Source organism: Blastococcus sp. SYSU D00922 (assembly GCF_054050495.1).
Genome location: NZ_JBJGZL010000007.1, coordinates 44756 through 68603 on the forward strand (window position 1 = coordinate 44756; position 23848 = coordinate 68603).

At 73.5% G+C, this 23848-nt stretch carries 17 protein-coding genes and 1 tRNA gene; 16 read left to right on the plus strand and 2 right to left on the minus strand.

The genetic code is table 11. From position 1 onward, the window contains the following. Positions 1–5 precede the first annotated feature (5 nt). From ACI78T_RS11795 to ACI78T_RS11855, 13 genes are all read left to right on the plus strand, one after another. Positions 6–1679: an FAD-binding dehydrogenase gene (locus ACI78T_RS11795; protein ID WP_456558286.1), complete on the plus strand. Its 1674-nt coding sequence runs from the start codon at positions 6–8 to the stop codon at positions 1677–1679. Between the two features lie 22 nt (positions 1680–1701). Next, a complete protein-coding gene (locus ACI78T_RS11800; RefSeq protein WP_456558287.1) occupies positions 1702–2370 on the plus strand; it encodes a DUF6264 family protein in 669 nt (222 codons plus the stop codon). A 25-nt stretch (positions 2371–2395) separates the two neighbouring features. Then, complete coding sequence (gene hisI / locus ACI78T_RS11805) at positions 2396–2758, plus strand: phosphoribosyl-AMP cyclohydrolase (protein WP_456558288.1); 363 nt, start codon at positions 2396–2398, stop codon at positions 2756–2758. Further along, positions 2755–4251 (plus strand): anthranilate synthase component I, encoded by a 1497-nt coding sequence (locus tag ACI78T_RS11810; protein ID WP_456558289.1) that lies wholly within the window; start codon positions 2755–2757, stop codon positions 4249–4251. The genes hisI and ACI78T_RS11810 overlap by 4 nt, the downstream gene beginning before the upstream one ends. After that, positions 4248–4802 (plus strand): Trp biosynthesis-associated membrane protein, encoded by a 555-nt coding sequence (locus tag ACI78T_RS11815; protein WP_456558290.1) that lies wholly within the window; start codon positions 4248–4250, stop codon positions 4800–4802. The genes ACI78T_RS11810 and ACI78T_RS11815 overlap by 4 nt, the downstream gene beginning before the upstream one ends. 160 nt (positions 4803–4962) lie before the next feature. After that, on the plus strand, positions 4963–5772 hold the full coding sequence (gene trpC, locus ACI78T_RS11820) for an indole-3-glycerol phosphate synthase TrpC (RefSeq protein ID WP_456558291.1): 810 nt from the start codon (positions 4963–4965) through the stop codon (positions 5770–5772). 16 nt (positions 5773–5788) lie between these two features. Continuing rightward, a complete protein-coding gene (gene trpB / locus ACI78T_RS11825) occupies positions 5789–7204 on the plus strand; it encodes a tryptophan synthase subunit beta (RefSeq protein ID WP_456558292.1) in 1416 nt (471 codons plus the stop codon). After that, positions 7201–8067, plus strand: coding sequence for a tryptophan synthase subunit alpha (gene trpA / locus ACI78T_RS11830; RefSeq protein WP_456558293.1), 867 nt, complete (start codon positions 7201–7203; stop codon positions 8065–8067). Before trpB ends, trpA begins: the two co-directional genes overlap by 4 nt. Continuing rightward, a complete protein-coding gene (gene lgt / locus ACI78T_RS11835; RefSeq protein ID WP_456558294.1) occupies positions 8064–8954 on the plus strand; it encodes a prolipoprotein diacylglyceryl transferase in 891 nt (296 codons plus the stop codon). Before trpA ends, lgt begins: the two co-directional genes overlap by 4 nt. 345 nt (positions 8955–9299) lie before the next feature. After that, the gene (gene gltB / locus ACI78T_RS11840; protein WP_456558295.1) at positions 9300–13955 is read left to right on the plus strand and encodes a glutamate synthase large subunit; all 4656 of its coding nucleotides are present in this window, start codon (positions 9300–9302) and stop codon (positions 13953–13955) included. Then, positions 13948–15438, plus strand: a complete 1491-nt coding sequence (locus ACI78T_RS11845) for a glutamate synthase subunit beta (protein ID WP_456558296.1) — start codon at positions 13948–13950, stop codon at positions 15436–15438. The genes gltB and ACI78T_RS11845 overlap by 8 nt, the downstream gene beginning before the upstream one ends. Positions 15439–15621: 183 nt before the next feature. Then, entirely contained in the window at positions 15622–17037 is a 1416-nt protein-coding gene (gene pyk / locus ACI78T_RS11850; RefSeq protein WP_456558297.1) for a pyruvate kinase, read from the plus strand. Further along, complete coding sequence (locus ACI78T_RS11855) at positions 17034–17903, plus strand: acyl-CoA thioesterase (RefSeq protein ID WP_456558298.1); 870 nt, start codon at positions 17034–17036, stop codon at positions 17901–17903. Before pyk ends, ACI78T_RS11855 begins: the two co-directional genes overlap by 4 nt. On the opposite strand, the gene ACI78T_RS11860 is transcribed toward ACI78T_RS11855, so the two are convergent. Then, positions 17884–19500 carry an aminotransferase class V-fold PLP-dependent enzyme gene (locus ACI78T_RS11860; RefSeq protein ID WP_456558299.1) on the minus strand — a complete coding sequence of 539 codons (1617 nt, stop codon included), beginning with the start codon at positions 19498–19500 and terminating at the stop codon, positions 17884–17886. The genes ACI78T_RS11855 and ACI78T_RS11860 overlap by 20 nt on opposite strands. Before the next feature lie 129 nt (positions 19501–19629). After that, a tRNA-Leu gene (locus tag ACI78T_RS11865) sits at positions 19630–19703 on the minus strand. Positions 19704–19777: 74 nt separating this feature from the next. Here ACI78T_RS11865 and ACI78T_RS11870 point away from each other — a divergent pair. The 3 genes from ACI78T_RS11870 (at position 19778) to ACI78T_RS11880 (ending at position 23797) form a co-directional block, all read left to right on the plus strand. Beyond that, complete coding sequence (locus ACI78T_RS11870) at positions 19778–20401, plus strand: ANTAR domain-containing response regulator (protein WP_456558300.1); 624 nt, start codon at positions 19778–19780, stop codon at positions 20399–20401. A 221-nt stretch (positions 20402–20622) separates the two neighbouring features. After that, positions 20623–21951: an ABC transporter substrate-binding protein gene (locus ACI78T_RS11875; protein ID WP_456558301.1), complete on the plus strand. Its 1329-nt coding sequence runs from the start codon at positions 20623–20625 to the stop codon at positions 21949–21951. 133 nt (positions 21952–22084) lie between these two features. Beyond that, positions 22085–23797: a DUF222 domain-containing protein gene (locus ACI78T_RS11880; protein ID WP_456558302.1), complete on the plus strand. Its 1713-nt coding sequence runs from the start codon at positions 22085–22087 to the stop codon at positions 23795–23797. Positions 23798–23848: the final 51 nt, after the last annotated feature.

Consider the following 23848-nt stretch of genomic DNA (forward strand, 5'->3'; position numbering starts at 1 on the left):
TCGCCGTGACCAGCAACGAGACGGGCCGGGCGGAAGCAGACGTGGTCGTCGTGGGTGCGGGGCTCGCCGGCCTCGTCGCCACCGCCGAACTGGCCGACGCCGGCAAGCGCGTGATCCTCCTCGACCAGGAACCGGAGGCCTCCCTCGGCGGGCAGGCGTTCTGGAGCTTCGGCGGCCTCTTCCTGGTCGACTCGCCCGAGCAGCGCCGGCTCCGGGTGCACGACTCGCTGGAACTCGCGCGCCAGGACTGGTTCGGCACGGCCGCCTTCGACCGCGACTCCGACCACTGGCCACGGCAGTGGGCCGAGGCCTACCTGCAGTTCGCCGCGGGGGAGAAGCGCTCCTGGCTCAAGGAGCAGGGCATCGGCTTCTTCCCGGTCGTGGGCTGGGCCGAGCGCGGCGGCTACACCGCCACCGGGCACGGGAACTCCGTGCCGCGGTTCCACATCGTGTGGGGCACCGGTCCCGCGATCGTCGAGGCGTTCGCCCGGCGCGTGCGCGCCGCCGCCGAGGCCGGCCGGGTGGAGCTGCGGTTCCGCCACCGGGTGGATGAGGTGGTCGTCACCGGTGGCGCGGTCACCGGCGTCCGCGGCGGGGTCCTGGAGCCCAGCGCGGTGGCCCGCGGCGAGGCCAGCTCCCGCACCCAGGTCGGCGACTTCGAGATCACCGCGCAGGCCGTCGTCGTCACCTCGGGTGGCATCGGGGGCAACCACGAGCTGGTGCGCAAGAACTGGCCGGCCCGCCTGGGCCCGGCGCCGAAGCGCATGCTCGCGGGCGTCCCGGCGCACGTCGACGGCCGCATGCTGCAGGCCACCCAGGACGCCGGCGCCAGCGTGGTGAACGGCGACCGCATGTGGCACTACACCGAGGGCATCGCCAACCACTCGCCGGTCTGGGAGAACCACGGCATCCGCATCCTGCCGGGCCCGTCGTCCCTGTGGTTCGACGCGGCCGGTTCGCGGCTGCCCGTCCCGCTGTTCCCGGGCTTCGACACGCTCGGCACCCTCGCCCACATCGGGACGACGGGCTACGAGCACACGTGGTTCATCGCGACGCACAAGATCGTCGAGAAGGAGTTCGGGCTCTCCGGCTCGGAGCAGAACCCCGACCTGACCGGCAAGGACATCCGGCTCCTCGCGACCCGCGTCAAGGCGGGGATGGCCGCACCGGTGCAGGCGTTCCTCGACCAGGGCGAGGACTTCGTCGTCGCCGACACGCTGCCCGAGCTGGTGGCCGGGATGAACCGGATCACCGGCGGGACGCCGGAGATCGACCTGGCGCAGATCGAGCGGGAGATCGTCGCCCGCGACCGGGAGATGGCCCACGAGTTCGGCAAGGACATGCAGGTCAACGCCATGCGCGCGGCCCGCAACTACCTGGGCGACAAGCTCATCCGGGTGGCCCAGCCGCACCGGATCCTCGACCCGGAGGCGGGCCCGCTGGTCGCCGTGCGGCTGAACATCATCACCCGCAAGACCCTCGGGGGGCTCGAGACCGACCTGTCCGCCCGCGTCCTGCGGCCGGGCGGCGACGTGTTCCCCGGCCTGTACGCGGCCGGCGAGGTCGCCGGCTTCGGCGGTGGCGGCATGCACGGCTACCGGTCGCTCGAGGGCACCTTCCTCGGCGGCTGCATCTTCTCGGGCCGGGTCGCCGGCCGCGCGGCCGCGGCGGCGCTGTGAGCGTGAGCGAACGGGGGGTGCTGTGACGACCGGCGGCTGGGGTCAGCCCGGGGGCAGCCCCTGGGCCGACCCCAGCACCCCCACGGAGCCTGGTGCGCCCTACGCGGGCCCGCCGCCGACGGCCCCGCCCTACGGCGCGCCGCCACCGGCCTACGGCTACCCGCCGCCGTACGCCGCCGCGCCCTGGGGTGTTCCGTACGGCTACCCGGTGCCGCCCCGGCGGCCGCAGCGGCCCGGCCAGGTCATCACCGCGGCCGTGCTGGCCTTCGCGCAGTCGGTCGTGGTCCTCATCGCCTCGGTCTACGTCTGGTTCTTCGCCTCCGTGGCCGACGTCGCCACCACCGCGGCCGACGGCGTCTACGACCCGGCGACCGTCGACGCGCTGGCCACCGAGGGCACCGTGCTGGCCATCGTGCAGCTGGTGTCGGTCGTGCTGCTCATCGGCGCCGGGGTCTGGGTGCTCAACAGCCGCCGCCGCGCCGCCGCCACGCTGCTGGTGGTCGCCCTCGCCGTCCAGGTGGTGCTGGCCGCGTACTGGATGGTGCGGCTGCAGTCGGAGATCGGCGGCTACGACACCGACGGCACGATCGTCGCGTTCTCCCTCTTCTTCGCCGCCGCGCCGCTGGTGGGGCTCGGCATGCTCCTGATCGGCCCGGGACGCCGCTGGTTCGACGGCACCCCGCAGCCCTGACCCCCGGGCACGGCAGACTGGAGGCATGCCCGAACCCGCGCTCGCTCCGGAGGTCGCCGCGCTGCTGAAGCACGACCCGGCCGGCCTCGTGGCCGCCGTCGTCCAGCAGCACGACACCGGCGAGGTGCTCATGGTCGCCTGGATGGACGACGAGGCACTCCGCCGCACCCTCACCACCGGCCGGGCCACCTACTGGTCGCGCAGCCGCGGCGAGTACTGGGTCAAGGGCGAGACGTCGGGCAACCGGCAGTGGGTTCGCGAGGTCCGCCTCGACTGCGACGGCGACGCGCTGCTCGTGCTGGTCGACCAGGAGGGCGCCGCCTGCCACACCGGCGAGCGCAGCTGCTTCCACCGCCCGCTCCCGGCGGTCGAGGGGAGCGCGGCGTGAGGTTCGGCGTCACCACCCCGTCCGCCGAGGAGTTCGCCGCGCTCGACCAGCCGGTCGTGCCGGTCACCCGGCGGCTGCTCGCCGACAGCGAGACCGCCGTCGGCATCTACCGCAAGCTCGCCGGCAACCGGCCGGGCACGGTGCTGCTGGAGTCCGCCGAGCAGGGCAAGCGCTGGGCGCGCTACAGCTTCGTCGGGGTCCGGAGCGCCGGCGTCCTGACCGAGCGGGACGGCGTCACGCAGTGGCTGGGGGAGCACGTGCCCGGCCTCACCGACGACCTTCCCGCCGACCCGCTCGCCGCCGTCCGCACGCTGGCCCGCCGGTTCCGCTCGCCCCGCGACGAGGAGCTGCCGCCGCTCACCGGCGGCCTGGTCGGCTACCTGGGCTACGACGTCGTCCGCCGGCTGGAGCGGCTGCCCTCGACGAGCGCCGACGACCTCGGCATGCCCGAGCTGGCGATGATGCTGGTCACCGATCTGGCCGTGCTCGACCACACCGACGGCTCGGTGCTGCTGATCGCCAACGCCCTCGAGGGCGGAGCGGGGTACGAGGACGCCGTCGCTCGGCTGGACGCGATGGCCGCCGACCTGACGAAGGCGGTGCCGCCCGGTGTCGCGGTGTTCGAGCGGGCGGCCCCGCCGCCGGTCACCAGCAACCTCGCGCCCGGTCTGTACGAGGACGGCGTCGAGCGGATCCGCGAGCACATCCGGGCCGGCGACGCCTTCCAGGTCGTCCTGGCGCAGCGCTTCGAGCTGGCCACGGACGTCGAGGCGCTCGACCTGTACCGGGTGCTGCGCGCGACGAACCCGTCGCCGTACATGTACCTGCTCCGGTTCGCCGGGCGCGAGTCGCCGTTCGACGTCGTCGGCTCCTCGCCCGAGGCGCTGGTGACCGTCACGGGGACCTCCGCGGTGGTGCACCCGCCGGCGGGCACCCGCCCCCGCGGCGCGACCCCGGAGGAGGACGTCCGGCTGGCTCAGGGCCTGCTCGCCGACCCCAAGGAGCGCGCCGAGCACGTCATGCTCGTCGACCTCGCGCGCAACGACCTGGGCCGCGTCTGCGTCCCCGGGAGCGTCGAGGTGCCCGACTTCATGCGGGTCGAGCACTACAGCCACGTCATGCACCTGGTCTCCACAGTGACCGGGACGGTGGCGCCCGAGCACGACGCGCTCGACGTCTTCGACGCCACCTTCCCGGCGGGGACCGTCTCCGGCGCCCCGAAGCCGCGGGCGATGGAGATCATCGAGTCGCTGGAGCCGACCCGGCGGGCGCTCTACGCGGGCACCGTCGGCTACGTCGACTCCAGCGGGGACATGGACATGGCGATCGCCATCCGCACCGCCGTCCTCCACCAGGGCCGGGCGTACGTCCAGGCCGGCGCCGGGATCGTCGCCGACAGCGACCCCGCGACCGAGGAGGCGGAGACCCGCCACAAGGCCCGGGCGGTGCTCTCGGCGATCGCGACGGCCGAAGGGCTGCGGGAGCTCCGGTGAGCAGCGCCCGGCGGGAGCTCGGCGCCGCCGTCGCCGGCTCCGTGCTGGCCGGGGCGCTGGCCCTGGTCGCCGGCGGTCAGGTGTGGGCCGGGACGACCGTCGAGCGGCAGCCACCCCTGCCGCCGGTCGTCGAGACGTTGTCCGGGGCCGACGCCGCCCCGCTGGTGCCGGCGACGGGGCTGGTGCTGCTCGCGGCGGCGGTCGCGCTGCTCGCCGTGCGGTCCGCCGGCCGTGTCGTCGTCGGCCTGCTCATGGCGGTCGCCGGGGGTGTGCTGGCCTGGTCGGGGATCCGCGCCCTCGCCGGGGGGCTCGACGTCGACGGCGCCGCCGTCGAGATCATCGCGTCCTGGCCCGTCCTGGCCGTGCTGGCCGGGCTCCTGGGCGCGGCCGCGGGGGTCGTGGTCGTGCTGCGCGGCCGGTCGTGGCCGGGCATGGGCCGGCGGTACGAGCGGACGCCGGAGGGCGCGCCGCCGCCCCGCGAGCAGACCGACGAGGACCGCTCCCAGACCGCCTGGAAGGCGCTCGACCGGGGCGAGGACCCCACCGCATAGCGGAACCGGGACGGCCCGATCCACCCGCCCCCCGGCCGGGGCGCCCGGTCGCCGCCTCTACAGTGGATCTCGCCCATCCGCCCGGCGAGGGGACGTGTTTCGTGCGACATCCGGAGGACCGCGTGAGCAGCCGCGCAGCGGTATCGACAGGCGCGCGACCGTGAACGTCCTCGATGAGATCGTCGCCGGCGTCCGCGAGGACCTCGCCCAGCGCGAGGCGGTGACCCCGCTCGAGGAGGTCAAGGCCGCCGCGCGCGACGCCCGCCCCGCCCTCGACGCCCTCGCCGCGCTGCGCGCCCCGGGCGTGGGCGTGATCGCCGAGGTCAAGCGCCGCAGCCCCTCCAAGGGCGAGCTCGCCGACATCCCCGATCCCGCCCAGCTCGCCGGCCAGTACGCGGCCGGCGGCGCCCGGGTGATCAGCGTCCTGACCGAGCGGCGGCGCTTCGGCGGCTCGCAGGCCGACCTCGACGCCGTCCGGGCCGTGGTCGACGTGCCGATCCTGTGCAAGGACTTCGTGGTCAGCAGCTACCAGGTGCACGAGGCCCGCGCCCACGGGGCCGACGTCGTCCTCCTGATCGTCGCCGCGCTGGAGCAGAACGCGCTGGTGGGCCTGCTGGAGCGGGTCGAGTCGCTCGGCATGACGGCGCTGGTCGAGGTGCACACCGAGGCCGAGGCCGACCGCGCGCTGGACGCCGGCGCCTCGGTGATCGGCGTCAACGCCCGCGACCTCACGACGCTGCAGGTCGACCGCTCCACCTTCGAGAAGATCGCCCCGGGCCTGCCCTCGGGCGTCGTGAAGGTGGCCGAGTCCGGCGTCCGCGGGCCGCACGACCTGATCTCGTACGCCGCGGCCGGTGCCGACGCCGTCCTCGTCGGCGAGGGGCTGGTCACCGCGGGCGACGCGCGCCAGGCCGTCGCCGACCTGGTGACGGCGGGCGCGCACCCCGCTACGCCGAGAACCAGCCGCTGATCCCTAGTCTGGTCGCATGACGACGACCAGCCCACCGACGCAGACCGGAGAAGAACTCTCGCTCCCGGCGCGCCCGGGCTGGCCCGACGCGACCGGGCACTTCGGCGTCTTCGGCGGCCGCTTCGTGCCCGAGGCGCTGATCGCCGCGCTCGACGAGCTCACCGAGGCCTACGAGGCCATGCGGGTCGATCCCGCGTTCCTCGACGAGTTCGCCCGGCTGCAGCGCGACTACACCGGGCGGCCGAGCCCGGTCACCGAGGTGCCGAAGTTCGCCGAGCACTGCGGCGGCGCCCGCGTCCTCCTCAAGCGCGAGGACCTCAACCACACCGGCTCGCACAAGATCAACAACGTGCTGGGCCAGGCGCTGCTGACCAAGCGGATCGGCAAGACCCGGGTGATCGCCGAGACCGGCGCCGGCCAGCACGGCGTCGCGACGGCGACGGCGGCCGCGCTCATGGGCCTGTCCTGCACCGTCTACATGGGCGAGGAGGACACCCGCCGGCAGGCGCTGAACGTCGCGCGCATGCGGCTGCTGGGGGCGGAGGTCATCCCGGTGACCACCGGCTCCCGCACGCTCAAGGACGCGATCAACGAGGCGTTCCGCGACTGGGTCACCAACGTGGAGACGACGAACTACGTGTTCGGGACCGTCGCCGGCCCCCACCCGTTCCCCGCGATGGTCCGCGACTTCCAGCGGGTGATCGGCGACGAGGCCCGCGCGCAGCTGCTCGAGCGTGAGGGCAGGCTGCCCGACGCCGTCCTCGCCTGCGTCGGCGGCGGCTCCAACGCGATCGGCATCTTCACCGCCTTCGTCCCCGACGACGGCGTCCGCCTCGTCGGGCTGGAGGCGGCCGGCGACGGCGTGGAGACCGGCCGGCACGCGGCGACCATCACCGGCGGTTCGCCCGGGGTGCTGCACGGGGCCCGCTCCTACCTGCTGCAGGACGAGAACGGCCAGACGATCGAGTCGCACTCGATCAGCGCCGGGCTCGACTACCCGGGCGTCGGGCCCGAGCACTCCTACCTGCACGACATCGGGCGGGCGGAGTACCGGCCGGTCACGGATGCGGAGGCGATGGAGGCGTTCGCCCTGCTCTGCCGGACCGAGGGCATCATCCCGGCGATCGAGTCCGCGCACGCGCTGGCCGGTGCCATGCGCCTGGGCCCGGAGCTGGGCGAGGACGCGCTGCTGCTGGTCAACCTGTCCGGCCGCGGCGACAAGGACGTCGAGACGGCGTCGCGCTGGTTCGGCCTGGGCGACCGCGACCACTCCGAACCGGGTGCCGGGCTGGACGAGGACCAGCAGCCGACCGAGGGCGCGGTCAGCAACGACGAGGCGATCCCACCGGACCAGGTCGGCGTCGACGAGAGCGGAGTCGTCCCGACCTCCCGCGAGACGCAGGCCGGACCACGAGCGGGGGAGACGGCGTGAGCGCTTCCGAGAACGACGGGGGAGTGAGCATCGCAGCGAGCGCCAGCGAGCGAGGAGCGGAGCGAGTCCGGAGTCGAGGGAGTCAACTGGCGGACCGCATCGCCGCGGCGAGGGCGCACGACCGGGCCGCGCTGGTCGCCTACCTGCCGGTGGGCTACCCGGACGTCGACGGCTCGATCGCCGCGATGGTCGCGGCGGTCGAGGGTGGGGCCGACGTCGTCGAGATCGGGGTGCCCTACAGCGACCCGGGCATGGACGGGCCGGTCATCCAGGAGGCGGTCGACGCCGCCGTCCGGGCCGGCGTGGGCATGCGCGACGTGCTGCGCGCGGTGTCGGCGGTCGCCGACGCGGGCGCCGTCCCCGTGGTGATGAGCTACTGGAACCCGATCGAGCGCTACGGCGTCGCGCGCTTCGCCGCCGACCTGGCCGCGGCCGGGGGAGCGGGCGCGATCACCCCCGACCTCATCCCCGACGAGGCCGCCGAGTGGCTGGCCGCCTCCGACGAGCACGGGCTGGACCGGGTGTTCCTCGTCGCGCCGTCCTCGACCGACGCCCGCCTGCGCTCCACCACCGCCGCGTGCCGGGGATTCGTCTACGCCGCCTCGACGATGGGCGTCACCGGCACGCGGGAGACCGTGGGCGACGCGGCCGAGACGCTGGTCGCCCGCACCCGGGAGGCGGCACCCGACCTCGCCGTCTGCGTCGGCCTCGGCGTCTCGAACGGGCAGCAGGCCGCCGAGGTGGCGAGCTTCGCCGACGGCGTCATCGTCGGGTCGGCCTACGTGCGCGAGCTGCTCGAGGGCCGTGGCGCCGACGGCGTCCGTGCGCTGTCGGAGGACCTCGCGAAGGGCATCCGGTCGTGACCGACGCCCTCGCCGCGATCCCGAGCCCCACGCAGGGCGTCTGGGAGCTGGGGCCGCTGCCGCTGCGGGCGTACGCGCTGTGCATCGTCGCCGGCATCGTCGCGGCTGTGCTGATCACCGAGAAGCGCTGGGTGGCCCGGGGCGGAGCGCCGGGCGACGTCCTCGACATCGCCGTCTGGGCGGTGCCCTTCGGCATCGTCGGCGGCCGGATCTACCACGTCATCACCAGTCCCCGGGCGTACTTCGGCGAGGGCGGCGACCCCCTGCGGGCGTTCGCCATCTGGGAGGGCGGCCTCGGCATCTGGGGCGCCATCGCGCTCGGCGGCGTGGGTGCCTGGATCGCCTGCCGCCGCCGGGGCATCCCGCTCCCGGCCTTCGCCGACGCGCTGGCCCCGGGCCTGCTGGTCGCCCAGGCCATCGGCCGGCTCGGCAACTGGTTCAACAACGAGCTCTACGGCGGGGCGACCGATCTCCCTTGGGCGCTGGAGATCTACGAGTGGGACGGCGGCCGGGCCGTGCTCGACGCCGGCGGCCAGCCGGTGCTGCTGGGCACCTTCCACCCGACCTTCCTCTACGAGCTGCTCTGGAACCTGGCGGCGGCGGCCTTCGTGGTCTGGGCCGACCGGCGGTTCCGGCTCGGCCACGGCCGGGCGTTCGCCCTGTACGTGGCGTCCTACTGCGCCGGCCGGCTGTGGATCGAGCTGCTCCGCACCGACCCGGCGGAGACGTTCTTCGGCGTCCGGCTCAACGTCTTCACGTCCGTCGTGGTCGGCCTGCTCGCGCTGGCCTACTTCTTCTGGCAGCGCGGCCGCCCGCGGGAGGTCATCACCCGAGGCCGGGACGGAGCTCTCCGTGAGGACGATCACCGTCCCGCGGAGCCCGGCTGACCGCCGTTCCCGCCAGGGACCGCGCCGATCCTGCCGACGCGCCGGATGTGAGGTTTATCCGGCCGAGGCCTGTGTTACGGCTGTGTACCCTTCGCGTCAGGCCCGCCAGTGATCCTGGCCGGGCCGCACAGTCGGACCGGGCCAGCGTCGCCCCGCGGACGACAGCTCGTCGGCACCACACCCGACGGGCTCCAGCCAGCCGCACCCGGGGCCGACGTCCCCCCGGCAGCCGGCCTCCGCAGTGCCGCCCCTTTCGACCACCGGCCCCCTTGACCACCGGCCAGGCCTCCGTGCCCCCGTCCGCGACCTCCCGAGGCGTGGACGGCCGCCGACGACGGGAGTGACATGCCCGACCTCACCGCCCCCGCCGCTGCGACGTCAGCAGTCCCGTTCTCCGCCGTCCCGGCGAAGACCGGCCTCTACGACCCGGCGAACGACAAGGATGCCTGCGGCGTCGCCTTCGTGGCGGACGCCCGCGGCCGCCGTTCGCGGGCCATCGTCGCCCAGGGCCTCACGGCGCTGCACAACCTCGACCACCGCGGTGCCGCCGGCTCCGAGCCGAACTCCGGTGACGGCGCTGGCATCCTCACCCAGGTGCCCGACGGGCTGCTGCGCGCCAGCGTGGACTTCGACCTGCCGCCGCAGGGCGAGTACTCCGTCGGCATCGCCTTCCTCCCGACCGACGACGCCGAGCGGGCCGCCCGCTACGAGGACGTCGCCCGGCTCGCCGAGGAGGAGGGGCTGACCGTCCTGGGCTGGCGCGACGTGCCGATCGACCCCGACGGCGCCGACCTCGGCCCGACCGCCCGCGCGGTCATGCCGCACTTCGCCCAGCTGTTCGTCGCCGAGACGATGGGCGCGCGCGCCGACGAGACGGCCTTCGGCGGCAACGTCGAGTGCAACGGCGTCACCCGGCTGGAGCGGCGCTCCTTCGTGCTGCGCAAGCGGGCCGAGCGCGCCGCCGTCGAGGCGGGCAGCTCGCTCTACATCGCGTCGCTGTCGTCCCGGACGATCACCTACAAGGGCATGCTGACCACCGACCAGCTGCCGCTGTTCTTCCCCGACCTGCGCGACGAGCGCTACGAGTCGGCGATCGCCCTGGTGCACAGCCGGTTCTCCACCAACACCTTCCCGAGCTGGCCGCTGGCCCACCCGTTCCGCTTCATCGCGCACAACGGCGAGATCAACACGATCAAGGGCAACCGCAACCGCATGCGGGCCCGCGAGGCGAAGCTGGACACCCAGCTGTTCGACGGCCCGGCCGGTCCGGCCTCCGAGCTGGGCCTGGAGCGGATCTTCCCGGTCACCGCCAGCGACTTCAGCGACTCGGCGACCTTCGACGAGGTGCTCGAGCTGCTGCACCTGTCGGGCCGGTCGCTGCCGCACGCCGTCCTGATGATGATCCCGGAGGCGTGGGAGAACCACGACGAGATGGACCCGGCCCGCCGGGCCTTCTACCGGTTCCACTCCTCGATCATGGAGCCGTGGGACGGGCCCGCCGCGGTCTGCTTCACCGACGGCACGCTCATCGGTGCCGTCCTCGACCGCAACGGCCTGCGTCCGGGCCGCTGGTGGCACACCAAGGACGACCTGGTGGTCCTCGCCAGCGAGGTCGGCGTCCTCGACATCCCGCCGGCCGACATCGTGGCCAAGGGGCGCCTGCAGCCCGGCCGCATGTTCCTGGTCGACACCGCCTCGGGGAAGATCGTCTCCGACGAGGAGGTCAAGGGCGCCCTGGCCGCGGAGCACCCGTACGAGGACTGGCTGCACGCCGGCCTGGTGCACCTCCCGCAGCTGCCGGAGCGCCGGCGGTCTCGGCCCAGCCACGAGTCCGTCGTCCGCCGGCAGATGCTCTTCGGCTACACGGAGGAGGAGCTGCGCGTCCTCGTGACGCCGATGGCGTCCTCGGGGGCCGAGCCGATCGGCTCGATGGGCACCGACACCCCGGTCGCGGCCCTGTCGGACCGCTCCCGGCTGCTCTACGACTACTTCGGGCAGCTGTTCGCCCAGGTGACGAACCCGCCGCTGGACGCCATCCGCGAGGAGCTGGTCACCAGCCTCGGGCGCACCTTCGGCCCGGAGCAGAACCTCCTGCAGGCCACGCCCGCGTCCTGCCGCCAGGTCTTCCTGCCGTTCCCCGTCATCGACAACGACGAGCTGGCCAAGATCCTGCACATCGACGACGACGGCGACCTGCCCGGTTACGCCGCCGTCCGGATCACCGGCCACTTCGACGTCAACGGCGGCGGTCCCGCGCTCGCCGAGGCCGTCGAGCAGCTGCGGACCAAGGTGTCCAAGGCGATCGCCGCCGGCGCCCGGATCATCGTGCTCTCCGACCGCGACTGCGACGAGAAGCGCGCCCCGATCCCGTCGCTGCTGATGACGGCCGCCGTGCACCACCACCTGGTGCGCGAGAAGACCCGCATGGAGGTCGGCCTCGTCGTCGAGTCCGGCGACTGCCGCGAGGTGCACCACGTCGCGCTGCTGCTCGGCTACGGCGCCGCCGCGGTCAACCCGTACCTGGCGTTCGAGTCGATCGAGGACCTCATCCGCGACGGCGCGCTCACCGGCGTGGAGCCGGCGCAGGCCGTCCGCAACATGGTCAAGGCGCTCGGCAAGGGCGTCCTCAAGGTCATGAGCAAGATGGGCATCTCGACCGCCGGCTCGTACACGATGGCGCAGATCTTCGAGGCCGTCGGGCTCTCGCAGGACCTCGTCGACGAGTACTTCACCGGCACCTCGTGCCCGCTCGGCGGCGTCGGCATCGACGTCCTCGCCGAGGAGGTGGCCATGCGCCACCGCCGGGCCTACCCCGAGAACCCGACCGAGCGGGCGCACCGCCGGCTCGAGACCGGTGGCGAGTACCAGTGGCGCCGCGAGGGCGAGGTGCACCTGTTCAACCCGGAGACGGTGTTCCTGCTCCAGCACGCCACCCGCTCGCGGCAGTACGACGTCTTCGAGAAGTACACGCAGACGGTCGACCAGCTCTCCGAGGAGGCCGCGACGCTGCGCGGGCTCTTCACGCTGAAGACCGGCGTGCGCGAGCCCGTCCCGCTCGAGGAGGTCGAGCCGGCCAGCGAGATCGTCAAGCGGTTCAACACCGGCGCGATGAGCTACGGGTCGATCTCGGCGGAGGCGCACCAGACCCTCGCCATCGCGATGAACCGGCTCGGCGGCCGGTCCAACACCGGTGAGGGCGGCGAGGACCCCGACCGCTTCACGCCGGACGCGAACGGCGACCTGCGCCGGTCGGCGATCAAGCAGGTCGCGTCGGGGCGCTTCGGCGTCACCAGCGAGTACCTGGTCAACGCCGACGACATCCAGATCAAGATGGCGCAGGGTGCGAAGCCCGGTGAGGGCGGCCAGCTGCCCGGCAGCAAGGTCTACCCGTGGGTGGCGCGCACGCGGCACTCGACGCCGGGCGTCGGGCTGATCAGCCCGCCGCCGCACCACGACATCTACTCGATCGAGGACCTCAAGCAGCTCATCCACGACCTCAAGAACGCCAACAACGACGCGCGCGTGCACGTCAAGCTGGTGTCCGAGGTCGGGGTCGGCACGGTCGCCGCGGGCGTGAGCAAGGCGCACGCCGACGTCGTCCTGATCTCCGGGCACGACGGCGGCACCGGTGCCGCGCCGCTCACCTCGCTCAAGCACGCCGGCTCGCCGTGGGAGCTCGGCCTGGCCGAGACGCAGCAGACGCTGCTGGCCAACGGGCTGCGCGACCGGATCGTCGTGCAGGTCGACGGGCAGATGAAGACCGGCCGCGACGTCATCGTCGCCGCCCTGCTCGGCGCCGAGGAGTTCGGCTTCGCGACGGCGCCGCTGGTGGTCTCCGGCTGCGTGATGATGCGGGTCTGCCACCTCGACACCTGCCCGGTCGGCGTCGCCACCCAGAACCCGGAGCTGCGCAAGCGGTTCACCGGGCGGCCGGAGTTCGTCGTCACCTTCTTCGAGTTCCTGGCCGAGCAGGTGCGGTCCTACCTCGCCGAGCTGGGCTTCCGCTCGATCGACGAGGCGGTCGGCCACGCCGAGCTGCTCGACACCCGCAAGGCGGTCGGGCACTGGAAGGCGCAGGGACTCGACCTCTCGCCGATGCTCGTCGTGCCCGAGCTGCCCGAGGGCGCGCCGCTGCGGCAGGTGAAGAACCAGGACCACGGCCTCGACGTGGCCCTGGACCAGACGCTGATCCAGCTGTGCGAGGGCGCGCTGCTCGACGCGCGGCCGGTCACCCTCGAGCTGCCGGTGCGCAACGTCAACCGCACCGTCGGGACGATGCTCGGCTCGATGGTCACCCGCCGCTTCGGCGGCGAGGGCCTGCCCGACGGGACGATCGACCTGACCTTCGGCGGCTCGGCCGGCCAGTCGTTCGGCGCCTTCCTGCCGCGCGGCATCACCATGCGGCTCTACGGCGACGCCAACGACTACGTCGGCAAGGGCCTGTCGGGCGGGCGGATCGTCGTCCGGCCGTCGCGGGAGGCGCCTTTCGCCGCCGAGGACAACGTCATCGCCGGCAACGTCATCGGCTACGGCGCCACGGGCGGGGAGATCTTCCTGCGCGGCCGGGTCGGCGAGCGGTTCTGCGTCCGCAACTCCGGGGCGCTGGCGGTCGTGGAGGGCGTGGGCGACCACGCGCTCGAGTACATGACCGGCGGCCGCGCGGTGATCCTCGGCGCGACCGGGCGCAACATCGCCGCCGGCATGTCGGGCGGCATCGGCTACGTGCTCGACCTCGCCCGGCACCGGGTGAACAGCGAGATGGTCGACGTCGAGCCGCTGGACGGGGAGTCCGCGCAGTGGCTGCGCGACGTCCTGATCCGGTACGCGGCCGACACCGAGTCGACGGTGGCGCAGGCGCTGCTGGCCGACTGGGGCCGCTGGTCGGAGCAGTTCAGCGTGATCATGCCGCGCGACTACAAGCGGGCGCTGGACGCCCAGCGGATGGCGGAAGCCAATGGCACCGACGTCGATCTCGCCGTGATGGAGGCAGCTCGTGGCTGACAGCACCGGATTCCTGAAGTACGAGCGGGAGCTCCCGCCGCGCCGCCCGGTCGACATCCGGATCATGGACTGGAAGGACGTCTACCTGTCCCGCCAGAACGGGGAGGACGCCGTCTTCCCCGTCGCCGCGGTGCGCAAGCAGGCGGCCCGCTGCATGGACTGCGGCATCCCGTTCTGCCACCACGCGTGCCCGGTGGCGAACCTGATCCCGGAGTGGAACGACCTCGCCCGCCGCGACGACTGGCACGAGGCGATCGAGCGGCTGCACTCGACCAACAACTTCCCGGAGTTCACCGGGAAGCTCTGCCCCGCGCCGTGCGAGGGCTCCTGCGTGCTGAACCTGCAGGAGTCGCCGGTGACGATCAAGCAGATCGAGTGGGAGATCATCGACCGCGCCTACGACGAGGGTTGGGTCCAGCCGCAGACCCCCGCCGAGCGCACCGGCAAGAAGGTCGCCGTCATCGGGTCGGGCCCGGCCGGGCTGGCCGCCGCCCAGCAGCTGACCCGCGCCGGCCACGAGGTCACCGTGTACGAGCGGGCCGACCGGGTCGGCGGGCTGCTCCGCTACGGCATCCCCGAGTTCAAGATGGAGAAGGCGCTCCTCGACCGGCGGCTGGACCAGATGCGCGCCGAGGGCACCCGGTTCGTCACGGGCGTGGAGGTCGGCGGCTCGGGGGAGGGCGATCTGTCGACCGAGCAGCTGCGGTCGGAGTACGACGCCGTCGTCCTCGCCGGTGGCGCGACCATCGGCCGCGACCTGCCCGCGCCGGGGCGCGAGCTGCGCGGCATCCACCTGGCCATGGAGTACCTGCCGTACGGCAACCTGCAGGCGCTGGGCGAGCTCGACGACCCGCCGATCAACGCGCACGGCAAGCACGTCGTGATCATCGGTGGCGGTGACACCGGCGCCGACTGCCTCGGGACGGCGCACCGCCAGGGCGCGGCCTCGGTGACGCAGCTGGAGATCATGCCTGCGCCGCCGGACCGCCGGGACGCGGGCGCCAACCCCTGGCCGACCTACCCGATGATCATGCGCGTCTCCAGCGCGCACGAGGAGGGCGGCGAGCGTCTCTACTCGGTCAACACCGAGCGGTTCCTCGGCGACGACGAGGGCAATGTTCGGGCGCTGCTCCTGCACGAGGTCGAGCGGGTCGAGGGGCGGTTCCAGAAGATCGAGGGCACCGAGCGCGAGCTGCCGGCGGACCTGGTGTTCCTGGCCATGGGCTTCACCGGGGCGCAGCGCGAGGGCCTGGTCGACTCCCTCGGCGTCGAGGTCGACGGCCGCGGCAACGTGGCCCGCGACAAGGAGTTCATGTCCACCGAGCCGGGCGTCTTCGTGGCCGGTGACATGGGTCGTGGTCAGTCGCTGATCGTGTGGGCGATCGCCGAGGGCCGGGCCGCGGCCGCGGCCGCCGACACCTGGCTCACCGGCAACTCGATGCTGCCGGTGCCGGTGGCCCCGACGACGGTCGCACTGCGATGATTCCGCGCTGCGACATCGCGGTCCTCCGGACCGCACCGCGGCCAGGAGCCGTCCCCGACCGGCGCGGAGCCCTGTCCCGCGTCCCGGTCGGGGACCCTCCGGGTCCCGCGACCGGTTCACGACCGACACACCGTGGCCGGGCCGCGAGCGAGATCATTTCGGCTAGCCACTAGCGTTATCCCCATGTCCCGCCGCGCGAAGATCGTCTGCACCCTCGGCCCTGCCACCAGTTCGCTGGAGCAGATCACGTCCCTCGTCGAGGCGGGGATGGACGTCGCCCGGCTCAACTTCAGCCACGGCGCCCACGAGCACCACGCCACCGCGTACGGCTTCGTGCGGCAGGCCTCGGACAAGACCGGCCACGCCGTCGCCGTCCTGGCCGACCTGCAGGGCCCGAAGATCCGGCTGGGCACCTTCGCCGACGGGCCGGTCGAGTGGGCCACCGGCGCCCAGGTCTGCATCACCGTCGAGGACGTGCAGGGCACCGCCGAGCGGGTCTCGACCACCTACAAGAACCTGTCCGACGACGTCCGCGTCGGCGACCGCCTGCTCGTCGACGACGGCAAGCTCGCGCTGACCGTGGTCCGCGTCGAGGGCCCCGACGTCTTCTGCCTCGTGGTCGAGGGCGGCGAGGTCTCCAACAACAAGGGGCTGTCGCTGCCCGGCGTCGCCGTCAGCGTGCCCGCCCTCTCGGACAAGGACGAGGAGGACCTCCGCTTCGCGCTGCGGCTGGGCGTCGACTTCATCGCCCTGTCCTTCGTCCGCTCGCCGGACGACGTCGAGCTGGTGCGCGACATCATGCGCCAGGAGGACATCTACGTCCCGGTGATCGCCAAGCTCGAGAAGCCCGAGGCGGTCGAGAACCTCGAGGCGATCGTCGAGGCCTTCGACGGAATCATGGTCGCGCGCGGCGACCTCGGCGTGGAGCTGGCCCTCGAGCAGGTGCCGCTGGTGCAGAAGCGGGCGATCCAGGCCGCGCGCGAGCGCAACAAGCCGGTCATCGTCGCCACCCAGATGCTCGAGTCGATGATCCAGAACTCGCGGCCCACGCGCGCCGAGGCCTCCGACGTCGCCAACGCCGTCCTCGACGGGGCCGACGCGGTGATGCTCTCCGGCGAGACCTCGGTGGGCGCGCACCCGATCGGCGCGGTGCGCACGATGGAGCGCATCATCGACGCCGTCGAGAGCGACCACCTGTGGGTGCCCGAGGTCGTGCGGCGCTCCCGGTCCCGCTCGGGCGCGATCGTGCGCGCGGCCCGCGACATCAGCGAGAGCCTGGACGTGAAGGCGCTCGCCACCTTCACGCAGACCGGTGAGACCGCCCGCCGGCTCGCAGCCCTGCACCCGCGGCAGCCGCTGCTCGCCTTCACCGTCGACGCGCGGGTGCGCAGCCAGCTGGCGCTGTCCTGGGGCGTCGAGACGTTCCTGGTGCCGATGGTCGAGCACACCGACGACATGGTCGCCCAGGTGGACTTCTCCCTGCTGTCGATCGGCCGCCTGAAGGTCGGCGACCGCGTCGTCGTCGTCGCCGGCAGCCCGCCCAACACGGTGGGGTCCACCAACCTGATCCGCGTGCACGAGGTGGGAACCGACTCGTGACCGGCGGCAGCCAGGCCGCGGCGCTGCTGGCCGTCCTGGAGCTCGAGGAGCGCAAGCCCGACGTCTTCGTCGGGCAGACCCCGAGCACCGAGCGGCAGCGCATCTTCGGCGGCCAGGTCGCCGGTCAGGCGCTGATGGCCGCCGAGCGCACCGCGCCGGAGGACCGCGCCGTGCACTCGCTGCACTCGTACTTCCTGCGGCCGGGGGACCCGTTCGAGGAGATCCGCTACGAGGTCGACCGGATCCGCGACGGGCGCTCGTTCACCACGCGCCGCGTCGTGGCCCGGCAGTACCGCAAGGGCGAGGACGTCGCGATCTTCGCCCTGACCGCGGACTTCCACGCGGGTGAGGAGCCGGTCGCCGAGCACTGCCTGCCCATGCCGGAGGTGCCGGGGCCGGACACGCTGCCGAGCACGGAGGAGATCGTCGCCCGCCACGGGGACCGCGCCGCCTGGATGGCCGCGATGGGCAAGGTCGTGGAGCAGCGGTTCCTGCAGGACCCGTTCACCGCGCCGCCCAAGTCGCCGCCGGACACGAAGAGCTACACCTGGCTGCGGGTCGCGGGGGAGCTGGGGGAGGACCGGGCCGCGCACGCGGCGGCGCTCACCTTCGTCAGCGACCTCACCCTGCTCTCGGCCGGGTTCGCCCGGCTCGGCGGGGGCTGGCCGGACTTCGTCGGCGCCAGCCTCGACCACGCCGTGTGGTTTCACCGGCCGGTGCGGGCCGACGACTGGTTCCTCTACGAGACCGACAGCCCCGCGGCCTCCTCCGGGCGGGCCCTGTGCTTCGGGCAGATCTGGTCGGCCGACGGCACGCACGTCGCCACGGTCGCCCAGGAGGGCCTGATCAGGTCGCTGAAGGGCTGAGCTCCTCCGGGGCGCTGTCCCCGGGGCTGCTGTCCTCGGCGGCCCGCTCCTGCTCCGCCCGCTCCTGCTCCGCCCGCTCCTGCTCGGCCCGCTCGCGCTCCCGGCGGCGCTCCTCCTCGCGCTCGGCGGCGGCCGCCGCGAAGTCGGTGGCCAGGAAGTCGTGGTGCTCGCACAGCAGCGCCCACAGCCGCTCGACGTGCGCGGGCGTGGTCGAGGGGGCGCCGACCGCGACGCGGAGGACCGCCTGCCCGCGGACGTTGGTGTGGGTCAGGAACACCTCGCCGCCGTCGTTGAGCCGCTCGAGCAGGGTCATGGTGGCGACGTCGGCGTCGACCTCGCCGTCCCACCGCGGGCGCAGGCACACCAGCGAGAAGGGGTGCGACGTGGCGACCTCGAACCGCTCGTCGGCGTCGGCGCGGGCCGCGAGCTCCTGCGCCATGGCGACGTGCGAGCGGATGTGCGCGCGCAGCCCTTCGGCCCCGTACCAGCGGAGGACGAACCACAGCTTCAGGGCGCGGAACCGGCGACCGAGCGGGATCTGCCAGTCGCGGAAGTCGACGACCGCCCCGGCGTCCGTGGCGGCGTTGCGCAGGTACTCGGGGAGGATCGCGAGGGCGCCGGTGAGGGCGCCGCGGTCGGCGACCCAGAAGAGCGTCGCGTCGAAGCCGGTGAGCAGCCACTTGTGCGCGTCGGTGGTGTAGCTGTCGGCCCACTCCACACCCGCCTGGAGTTCGCGCAGCTCCGGGACGACGGCGCTGACGCCCGCGTAGGCCGCGTCCACGTGCAGCCAGACGCCGTGCTTCTGGCAGATCGGGCCGAGCTCGGCCAGCGGGTCGATCGCCGTCGTCGACGTCGTCCCCACCGTGGCGCAGACGAGGACGGGGGTGTACCCCCGGGCGATGTCCCGCTCGAGGCGGGCGGCCAGGGCGGCGGGCCGCATGGCGAGGTCGTCGTCGACCTCGACGATGCGCACGGCGTCGCTGCCCAGGCCGGCGATCCGCGCGGCCTTCTCCATCGAGGAGTGGGTCTCGGCGGAGACGTAGACGGTGGCGCGGTCGGGGTCGACGCCGTGGCGGACGGTGGCGCCGGTGCTCGCCCGGTGGAGGGCGGCCAGCAGGGCGACGAGGTTGGCGCCCGAGCTGGAGTCCTGGACGACGCCACCGCCCGTGCCGGTGGAGAGGAAGGACTCCGGGAGCCCGAGGAGGCCGGCGAACCAGTCCATGACGTGCTGCTCGAGCTCGGTGGCGGCGGGGCTGGTGACCCACGACATGCCCTGGACGCCGAGCCCGGCGGACACCAGGTCGCCCAGGACGGAGGGCCCGGACGTGTTGGCCGGGAAGTAGCCGAAGAAGCCCGGGTGCTGCCAGTGCGTGGTGCCCGGCAGGACGACGCGCTCCAGGTCCGCGAGGACGGCGGAGAAGGGCTCGCCCTGCTCGGGGGGCTGGGCGGGGAGGGAAGCGCGCACCTCGCCGGGGGAGACCTGCGACCGCACGGGGAACTCGCCGATCCGCGTCCAGTAGTCGGCGATCCAGTCGACCACCTCGTGGCCGTGCTGCCGGAACTGCTCGGGCGTCATGTGCGGAACGGGCTCGGTCACAGCGCCACGGTAGGGGGATCGTGGCGAGGGGGGCCCGGAGGGTCCCGCGGAGCCGCGACGAAGCGGCTCGACGCTGGTCGGGACGGCACCTGGCCGCGGTGTCGCCCGCAGGACGACAGGATTGCAGAGTGCCCCCGGTGCGACTCGAACGCACACTGCGCGGGTTTTGAATCCGCTCCCTCTGCCGATTGGGGTACGGGGGCGCGCCGGGGTGCCCGGCTGCCCGAGCAGCGTAGCGGTGAGGTGCGGGCGGCCCGACGTCGCTAGGCTTCCGCCCGTGAGCAGCGAGACGATCCGGGTCATCATCGCCGAGGACGAGGCCCTCATCCGCCTCGACCTCAAGGAGATGCTCGAGGAGGAGGGCTACTCGGTCGTCGCCGAGGTCGGCGACGGGCAGCAGGCTGTGGACCGCGCCACCGAGCTGCGGCCGGACCTCGTCATCCTCGACATCCAGATGCCGGTCCTGGACGGGTTGTCGGCCGCCGAGCAGATCGCGTCGGCCCGCGTCGCCCCCGTCATCGTGCTCACCGCCTTCAGCCAGCGGGAGCTGGTCGAGCGGGCGCGCGACGCCGGTGCCATGGCCTACCTCGTGAAGCCCTTCTCCAAGAACGACCTGGTCCCGGCCATCGAGGTCGCGCGGGCCCGATTCACCGAGATGACCGCGCTGGACGGTGAGGTGCGGACGCTCGAGGAGCGGCTCGAGACCCGGAAGGTCGTCGAGAAGGCGAAGGGTCAGCTGATGGCCGAGCAGGGCATCACCGAGGCCGAGGCCTTCCGGTGGATCCAGCGCACCGCGATGAACCAGCGGACGTCGATGAAGGCCCTGGCGCAGTCGATCATCGACGCGGGTGCCGTCGCCGACGCCGTCCCGGGCACGACGGGCGAGGGCTCGACGGTCTGAATCGCGGAGGGTGCCCGCGGCTCCCGTGGGGTGGGTGACCCACCGTCCGCGGGCCGGATCGCCGGGAAATCCCTAGATCACAACCCCATCACTATCGGTTGAACGCCGGGTGCATCGCTCCGCGGGCCAGTTAGGTTCTCCGCACCGATCGGCGTCCGAGCGGCGGATTTCCTGTGAATCCACCCGGCGACGCAGAGAACGATGACACTGGGAGTTGCTTGATGCGCACTGGCACCACTGCCCGCAGCATCGCCCTCGCTGGTGCCGCCCTGCTCGCTCTCACCGCCTGCGGCGGCGGGGGCGACGACGAGGGTGACACCGGCTCGGCCGACAGCGGTGAGAAGCAGGTCAACATCTACGGCACCGACGGCAACATGGGTAACGCTCTCGGCGAGGACTTCTCCGAAGAGGGCGCCCTGGCCGGCATGAAGGGCACCACGCCCCTCACCGACCTGTCGTCGGAGTTCACGGACCGGCTGCTCGAGGTCGACCCCGAGCTGCAGGACTACAACTACGCGGGTGAGACCTACGACGCCGTGGTCCTGACGGCGCTGGCGGCCCAGGCGGCCGGCACCAACCAGGCCAACACGTTCAAGGACTACGTCAACGGCCTCACCTTCGGTGGCGAGGCGTGCACCGACTACGCCAGCTGCGCGGAGATCCTCGCCGGCGGCGGCAACGTCGACTACGACGGTGCCTCCGGCCCGCTGAGCTTCGCCGACGCCGGTGAGCCGGCCGAGGCCAGCTTCGGCATCCTCCAGTTCGGTGAGGACAACGCCCTCGACGACGACGCCACGGAGTTCGTGCTCGCCGGCGACGAGGCCAACGCCGCCACCGACGAGGGCCCGGACCCGGTCCCGACCGCGACGTCCGGCGCTCCGCTGGTCATCGGCACCCTGCTCCCGCTGACCGGGAACCTCGCGTTCCTCGGCCCGCCGGAGGTCGCCGGTGCCAAGCTCGCCGTCCAGGACATCAACGAGGCCGGCGGCGTCTTCGGGCAGCCCGTCCAGCTCGTCGAGGGTGACTCGGGTGACGCCTCGACCGACACCGCCACGCAGACCGTCGACCGCCTGCTCCAGGCCGGCGTCAACGCGATCGTCGGTGCCGCGTCCTCGGGCGTGAGCCTCACCGTCATCGACGCCATCACGCAGGCCGGCGTCATGCAGATCTCCCCGGCGAACACGTCGGACCAGTTCACGACCTACAACGACAACGGGCTGTACTTCCGTACGGCTCCGCCGGACACGCTGCAGGCTCGCGCCCTGGCCGACCTGATCATCGAGGACGGCAACAACACGGTCGGGATCCTGGCCCTCAACGACCCGTACGGCACGGGTCTCGCGGAGAACACCCTCAACAACCTGGTTGACGCGGGTCTCTCCGAGGACGACATCGTCAGCATCACCTACGACCCGCAGGCGGCGAACTTCGACTCCGAGGTCCAGCAGATGGTGGACTTCAACCCCGACGCCATCGTGGTCATCGGTTTCGAGGAGTCCTCGCGGATCCTCGAGGGTCTCAACTCGAACGGCGTCGGCCCGCAGCGTTGATCCCTCTGCCGGATCGCTGATCCGGTAGGAGCCACCACAGTGGCCCGGCACCCTCGCGGTGCCGGGCCACTGTGCTGTCCACAGGCTTCGTCCCCGCTGGTCACGGGGCGGTCCGTCCGATAGGATCGAACGCATGTTCGATCCGCTGCCGTCGTCCTCCGCGGGCGCTGCCTCCGCGGTGGAGGAGCGGCTGCGCGACCGGCTCGAGGGCCGGCCGCAGCGCATCGACTTGCTGATCCCGCGCCGCGCCGTGCTCGTGGACCTGCCGCAGCGGCCGGTGGCCGTGGAGCCGGAGGGTGGCCGGCTGGCCGCGCTGCTGGAGGCCGGCGCGCTCCAGCTGGCCGGGGCGAAGGCCGCGCAGCGGCGGGCGTCGCGGGAGGCGGCGGTGCAGGCGCGTGCGGTGGCGGCGTTCGCCCGGGCGCGTCCGGCCGCTGAGCTCGACCGCCCGGACACCGAGGTGGGCGCGGCGGCGGCTGCCACCCGGGCGGCGCGGCCGGCGGAGCTCACCGCGGTCAGCGAGTGGGCGGTGGACGAGGTGATGGCGGCGCTCGGCCTGTCGGCGCAGGCGGCCTCGGCGCTGCTGGTCGAGTCGGTGACCCTGGTGGAGCAGCTGCCGGCCACGCTGGCCGCTCTGGAGGCCGGGGTGATCACGCCGGCGCACGCGCGCATGCTCACCGAGGTGCTGTCGCCGATCGCGGACGACGGCATCCGCGCCGAGGTGGAGGCCGGGGTGCTGGCGCGGGCGGCCGGGAGGACGGTGGCCGCCCTCCGCGTCGCGGCCAAGCGGGCGGTGCTGCGCGCCGATGCGTCGGCCGCGGCGCGTCGGCTGGCCGCGGCGGTGCGCGACCGGGCGGTGCGGGTGCAGCCGGGCGAGGACGGCATGGCGACGCTGTCCGCCGGCATGCCGCTGCCGGTGGCCCGGGCCTGCTACCGGGCGCTGGAGGCCTACGCCGCCGACTGCGCGACCCCCGACGACGCCCGCAGCAAGGACCAGCGGATGGTCGACTGCCTGGCCGACCTGATCCTGCGCCCGGACGCCGAGCGGCCGCCGGTGCAGGCGCAGCTGACAGTGGTCGCCACCGTGGGCACCCTCACCGGTGGCAACGAGCCCGGCGAGGTCGACGGGCAGCCGGTGCCGGCCCTGCTGGTCCGCGAGCTCGCCCACGCCCTCGGCCTCCTGCCGCGACCGGAGGCAGCGGACGCTGCGCCGGTCGCTCCGCGGCCGTCCGACGGGATGCCGGAGCTGCTGGGCCTGCCGTCGGTCGCCGGGACGGCGCTGGCCGAGCCGCCGCAGATCGCGGTCGTGGACGATCTCTCCGGGCAACTGCTGGCCCTGGCCAGCCCGACCGAGATCCGCCGCGCCGCCACCTGCGATCGGCCCGCCTGCCGCACCGGCCGGGCGCCGTGCACCCACCGACCCGTCACCGCCGGCCTCGGCCCGCCCTCACCGGTCGACCGGTACCGGCCCAGCGACGCGATGCAGCGATTCGTGCGGGCCCGCGACCGGCGCTGCCGCTTCCCGGGCTGCCGCATCCCGGCCGCCCGCTGCGACCTCGACCACAACCGGCCCTGGCCGGCCGGCGCGACCAGCTGCGACAACCTCTGCTGCCTGTGCCGCCACCACCACCGGCTCAGCCACCAGGCACCCGGCTGGAGCATGCGCCGGCTCCCCGACGGCGGCCTGGAGTGGACGACCCCCTCCGGGGAACGCATCACCACCCACCCGCCGCGCTACGGCACCGACGACCGACCACCGCCGCAGCAGGCGCCACCGCAGCGGCTTACCCTGCGCGAACGGGCGCTCGGGCGTCCACCCCGCCCCGGCGACGAACCGGCTCCCTTCTGAGGAGGCACCGGAACGACTCGGCGCCGGCCCCCCGAGGGGAGCCGGCGCCGG

Excerpts from the sequence above, each read along its gene's own strand:
- ACI78T_RS11875 (WP_456558301.1), top strand. The coding sequence starts at position 20,623 with ATGCGCACTGGCACCACTGCCCGCAGCATCGCCCTCGCTGGTGCCGCC.
- ACI78T_RS11880 (WP_456558302.1), top strand. The coding sequence starts at position 22,085 with ATGTTCGATCCGCTGCCGTCGTCCTCCGCGGGCGCTGCCTCCGCGGTG.
- trpB (WP_456558292.1), top strand. The coding sequence starts at position 5,789 with ATGACGACGACCAGCCCACCGACGCAGACCGGAGAAGAACTCTCGCTC.
- pyk (WP_456558297.1), top strand. The coding sequence starts at position 15,622 with ATGTCCCGCCGCGCGAAGATCGTCTGCACCCTCGGCCCTGCCACCAGT.
- hisI (WP_456558288.1), top strand. The coding sequence starts at position 2,396 with ATGCCCGAACCCGCGCTCGCTCCGGAGGTCGCCGCGCTGCTGAAGCAC.
- gltB (WP_456558295.1), top strand. The coding sequence starts at position 9,300 with ATGCCCGACCTCACCGCCCCCGCCGCTGCGACGTCAGCAGTCCCGTTC.